The organism is Chamaesiphon sp. OTE_20_metabat_361 (assembly GCF_031364565.1).
Genome location: NZ_JANLWO010000873.1, coordinates 1 through 4,494 on the forward strand (window position 1 = coordinate 1; position 4,494 = coordinate 4,494).

At 46.5% G+C, this 4,494-nt stretch carries 5 protein-coding genes and 1 pseudogene; 5 read left to right on the forward strand and 1 reads right to left on the reverse strand.

The window, feature by feature from the left end:
• Positions 1 to 137: 137 nt before the first annotated feature.
• Together RMO35_RS24525 and RMO35_RS24530 are read left to right on the forward strand one after the other, a co-directional pair.
• Positions 138 to 311: a hypothetical protein gene (locus RMO35_RS24525; protein ID WP_309745279.1), complete on the forward strand. Its 174-nt coding sequence runs from the start codon at positions 138 to 140 to the stop codon at positions 309 to 311.
• 69 nt (positions 312 to 380) lie between these two features.
• On the forward strand, positions 381 to 605 hold the full coding sequence (locus tag RMO35_RS24530; protein WP_309745270.1) for a hypothetical protein: 225 nt from the start codon (positions 381 to 383) through the stop codon (positions 603 to 605).
• 146 nt (positions 606 to 751) lie between these two features.
• Here RMO35_RS24530 and RMO35_RS24535 read toward each other — a convergent pair whose 3' ends face one another.
• A complete protein-coding gene (locus RMO35_RS24535) occupies positions 752 to 1,642 on the reverse strand; it encodes an AraC family transcriptional regulator (protein WP_309745272.1) in 891 nt (296 codons plus the stop codon).
• A 433-nt stretch (positions 1,643 to 2,075) separates the two neighbouring features.
• Here RMO35_RS24535 and RMO35_RS24540 point away from each other — a divergent pair, with 433 nt between their 5' ends.
• The 3 genes and pseudogenes from RMO35_RS24540 to RMO35_RS24550 all read left to right on the forward strand — a co-directional run.
• The gene (locus RMO35_RS24540) at positions 2,076 to 2,510 is read left to right on the forward strand and encodes an RDD family protein (RefSeq protein WP_309745274.1); all 435 of its coding nucleotides are present in this window, start codon (positions 2,076 to 2,078) and stop codon (positions 2,508 to 2,510) included.
• A gap of 121 nt (positions 2,511 to 2,631) precedes the next feature.
• The gene (locus RMO35_RS24545; RefSeq protein WP_309745275.1) at positions 2,632 to 3,915 is read left to right on the forward strand and encodes a glycosyltransferase; all 1,284 of its coding nucleotides are present in this window, start codon (positions 2,632 to 2,634) and stop codon (positions 3,913 to 3,915) included.
• A 262-nt stretch (positions 3,916 to 4,177) separates the two neighbouring features.
• A pseudogene (locus RMO35_RS24550) lies at positions 4,178 to 4,494 on the forward strand (TrpB-like pyridoxal-phosphate dependent enzyme); the annotation flags it as partial.

Here is a 4,494-nt window from a genome sequence, read left to right on the forward strand (position 1 = left end):
CAGATAGCGACATTTGTAAAAAGGCCACCCAACTAACCACAGAAGTATCGCCGTCTTTCTTGTGCAATCACTGCCTGCGGACGTTTTTGTTTGGCGATTTTCTGGGTAAAAGCGATTGACTCAAATGCGATAGCGAACTGCTATATTTAGGTGCTGTGATGCACGATTTAGGACTGACAGAACGATTTGGAGGGGAACAGCGATTTGAAGTGGATGGGGCGGATGCCGCACGAGCTTTTGTTTTGAAACACGGCTTGTCAGACGAAAAGGCGGAAATCGTTTGGGATGCGATCGCGCTGCACACCTCTTGAGGCATTGCCTCACACAAACAACCAGAAATTGCCTTGGTACATTTAGGGGCAAGTGCAGATGTGATGGGAATGAGAATTGCTGACATTTCTCCAGAAATCGTCGAGCAAGTGCTTGAAGCCTATCCTCGCCTCGGCTTCAATGCCTCAATGACTGAATTACTAGTTTCACAAGTCAAACAAAAACCTCAAGTCGCCGCATTTAGCTGGCTAGCCGAAGTCGGTCGCGGTTGTATTCATGGTTTCACCTCGCCTAATTGGCAGGTTGTCCTCGATGGCAGTCCTTTTGCTGAGTGAGTGTGAATCGCCGAGATCGCCGCCGCAGTTTCTCCAGGATTGAATACTCAAGCTGCGGTCTCCTGTCTGACTGCTCTATTCAAACTCATCTCGATTCGACAGAGCCGACGCTACGCGAACGAAAATTATCGCTGGCTTAAATTGCATCAGGTCTTAGAATTAGTAATCTGTCTGGGTGTCATGCCAGTCAGCCGTTTGCAGTGGTAGGTAAGATGGCTGGAGCTAGCAAATCCGACTTGAGATGCAATATTAGAAATCGGTAAATCGGTGGTTTCTAGCAGTATTTTTGCCCTATTTACTCGCTGTTTAATCACATATTGATGGAGCGATATCCCTGTTGCTTGTTTGAACAAACTAGCAAAATAAGTAGGGCTAGTACTAACACTTGCAGCAATTTGCGCCATTGATAAATCGCCATCGAGGTGAGCGTGAATATAGTCGATTGCGTTCTCTAATCGACGGGGAGGTAAGTTATAACGATCTGCGATAATCTTTGGCTGCAAGCTGGAATAGTTTCGCAGTAACTGAATAACTAATACTTGGGTTAATGATTCGGCATATAACTTACCCATCAGACCACCCGATTTGATTTCTGCCAAGAGCATCATCGCAATTTGGTACAGGTGTGGGTCAAATCGAGAGAAACAGTCCATCAACTCGATTCGATCTGGATTGAGATCTGCTGATGCCGCCATTTTTGTGACTAATTCTGGTTGCAAGTAAACGCAGAGGTATGACAGAGGGCTATCTGTTGGGCCTCGCCAGTAAGTGGTTTGTCCCGCTGGTACCAAAACCAAATCGCCCTGTTTGACGATCGATTCATGCCACCGCTCACCATGCTGCTGGGTCAAATGAATGGGTTGTACGGAGGGAAAATTCAGCAAATGCGCGAGCAAAGCACCAGGGCTTTGTTCGCCGACGCGATTTGGTGGGGCTTGGTACTGTTCGACTATGATGCCATTCCAGTCAATTTTCCTACTGGATAGAACTTCGACACCATCTTCTAGCCGCGAATGCTCAACACTACATATCTTCATTACAAAAATTCATCTATTCTAAAAATTCGATCTAATCTGCGGACTTTTTACTCAGGAATAAGGATTTAATAAAATCCAGAGTCGCGAGATCGCCGATCTCGCACTGTAGCTCGATCGCGATCGGTAAGTGTGGAGATGTAAAATCGTAAGAATTTGATAAATTTCCGTTAGATTCTGCAACAAATCCCTTGCTAGCGATCGCTACAATACTGATAGACCGCTAATTAGGAGTCCATTTATAAAGTAGGAGTTTTTGAGTGGCTCGTCAACTTGGCGCAATATTTACTACCACAGCGGTTTGAGGATTAATGGGGTACAGTTATTTTCACAAGTCATATTCAGAAAGGGACAGGGAATCTCAAGTGTCCCTCATATACCTGTGAACTGCTGTATGTCTTCATTGTAAAAAACATTTAAGGATACAAAACCAAAGATGAACAATGCGAGTTTCTTCCAACGGTTTGCGGCATGGTTAATCGATCGAGTCATTCTCTCTATTCTCTACTTTTTAGGATCGCTTGCCGTTGGAGTAGTCAGTGCAGTCTATACCAGTAGCAGGATAGATATACCAAATTTACTCTTATCTGTGGGCGTGGGTGTATTTATGCTCGTATCTATACTCGGTGATTTTTTGTACTTTGGTTACTTTTGGAGTCGGCGAGAACGCTCGATTGGGATGGGAATCATGAACATCAGAGTGGTTAAAACCGATGGTCATCCATTATCTTTTATCATCGCTGGTCTGCGTGGCTCAGTTGGTTACTACGTGAGCGGTTTATGCTTCGGGTTAGGCTATATCTGGTTTTTTGTAGATAAACAACATGCGACTTGGCACGACAAGATTTTCAATACCGTAGTGTCAACATGATGGTTTGGACAATTTTCGGTTGTGTTACAAATAATACGATCTCAACTAAAATCTGTCAAAAATCTGACACCCGATCGAATTTATTGAAATATCCTGACTTACAAAATACCGGAAGCCGTGCATGACTCATTTTGGTATCATCTGTCCCGCCCTCACGGGACACCTCAATCCTATGACGACATTGGGACACGAGCTGCAACGGCGCGGTCATCGCGTGACCTTATTTGGCATTCTCGACGCTCGACCGCAAACCCTAGCTGCCGGACTGGAATTTTGGGCGATTGGTGAAGCCGAATTTCCCGCTGGAGCTTCAGCAGCAGCTAACACTAAATTGGGCGAATTGAGTGGTATAGCTGCTTTTAAACAAATCGTGACGATGTTTCGGCGATCGACAACCATGCTACTGGATGAAGCTCCACAAGCGATCTCCGCCGCAGGTGTTGAGGTACTACTGATAGACCAAACTTCATCTGGTGGTAGTACGGTAGCAGATTTTTTGAATCTGCCGTACATTACCGTGTGTTGTGCGTTGATGCTCAATCTCGAATTCGGTATTCCGCCGTTTAATACAACTTGGTCTTATAGCCCTGCTTGGTGGGCAAAACTTCGCAACCAATTCAGCTATCAGTTACTAGCGCGTCTTGCTCGACCCATTCTCAAAACAGTAGCCGATCGTCGTCAACAATGGAACTTGCCCCCATACATTTACCCCAACGATCCTAATTCTAAACTTGCTCAAATCTGCCAACAGCCGCCCGAATTTGAATTTCCTCGGCAGCAATTACCTCCATCGTTCCATTTCACTGGGGCGTATTCTCGTCCCGATAGTCGCGAACCTGCCTCTTTCCCATTTGAAAAACTTACCGGACAGCCACTGATTTATGCCTCGATGGGGACGCTTCAAAACCAACTGAGTGGAGTATTTGAAAAGATTGCCCAGGCATGTGTGGGTTTGGATGCTCAGTTAATCATCGCCCTCGGTGGTGGCAGCAATCCAGCATCCCTGCCAAATTTACCTGGTTCTCCCCTGGTTGTGGGCTATGCGCCGCAGCTAGAACTACTGCAAAAAGCTGCTCTGACTATCACTCATGCGGGCATGAATACGGCATTAGAATCTTTGAGTAATGGGGTGCCGATGGTCGCGATTCCGATCGCTAACGACCAACCAGGAGTTGCAGCGCGGATCGCCTGGACGGGGACAGGGGAGATGGTAAGTCTCGCTAAGTCAGGTAGTTCGAGACTACGGGCGGCAGTGAAACGAGTATTAACGGAAGATGCTTACAAACAAAATGCCGTGAGGTTACAAGCAGCAATTCGCCGCGCTGGGGGAGTGAGTCGCGCCGCCGATATTGTCGAACAGGTGGCGCAGACGGGTCAGCCAGTATTCGCTCAAAAATCAGTTTGAGCATAGAGCTACCGTGTACATACAAGTCTGGATAAAAGCGAAAACCCCAGAAATCCCCCTGTCTTGTCGTTTTTTTATTCGGGGGAAACCCCCGAATAAAAACGCCGCTAAATCCCCCTTAAAAAGGGGGACTTTGACCGGATCTTAGCCCCCTTTTTAAGGGGGTTTGGGGGATTCAGATCTAAAAGCGAAGTCCAACAGACTTATGTGTACACCGTAGCAGCATAAAACAAGACTTTCGACATCTACAAAACATAAAATCATGAGCGAAATCAAATACCTCCTGACCGAAAACCAAATGCCTACCGCTTGGTATAACATTCAAGCAGATTTACCCACACCATTACCACCAATTCTCAATCCTGGTACCGGACAACCGATCGCACCTGCCGATTTAGCTCCCCTGTTTCCGATGAGCCTAATCGAGCAGGAAGTAAGCCAAGAACGGTGGATTGAGATCCCTGACGAAGTACGATCGATCTATCAACAATGGCGACCTACTCCCCTGTACCGTGCCCGCCGACTGGAAAAAGCTCTCGATACGCCTGCTAAGATTTACTACAAATATGAAGGCGTTAG

What these genes read in the sequence shown, in the direction of transcription:
- RMO35_RS24530 (WP_309745270.1), top strand. Translation starts at nt 381, where the DNA reads ATGAGAATTGCTGACATTTCTCCAGAAATCGTCGAGCAAGTGCTTGAA.
- RMO35_RS24535 (WP_309745272.1), bottom strand. Translation starts at nt 1,642, where the DNA reads ATGAAGATATGTAGTGTTGAGCATTCGCGGCTAGAAGATGGTGTCGAA.
- RMO35_RS24540 (WP_309745274.1), top strand. Translation starts at nt 2,076, where the DNA reads ATGAACAATGCGAGTTTCTTCCAACGGTTTGCGGCATGGTTAATCGAT.
- RMO35_RS24545 (WP_309745275.1), top strand. Translation starts at nt 2,632, where the DNA reads ATGACTCATTTTGGTATCATCTGTCCCGCCCTCACGGGACACCTCAAT.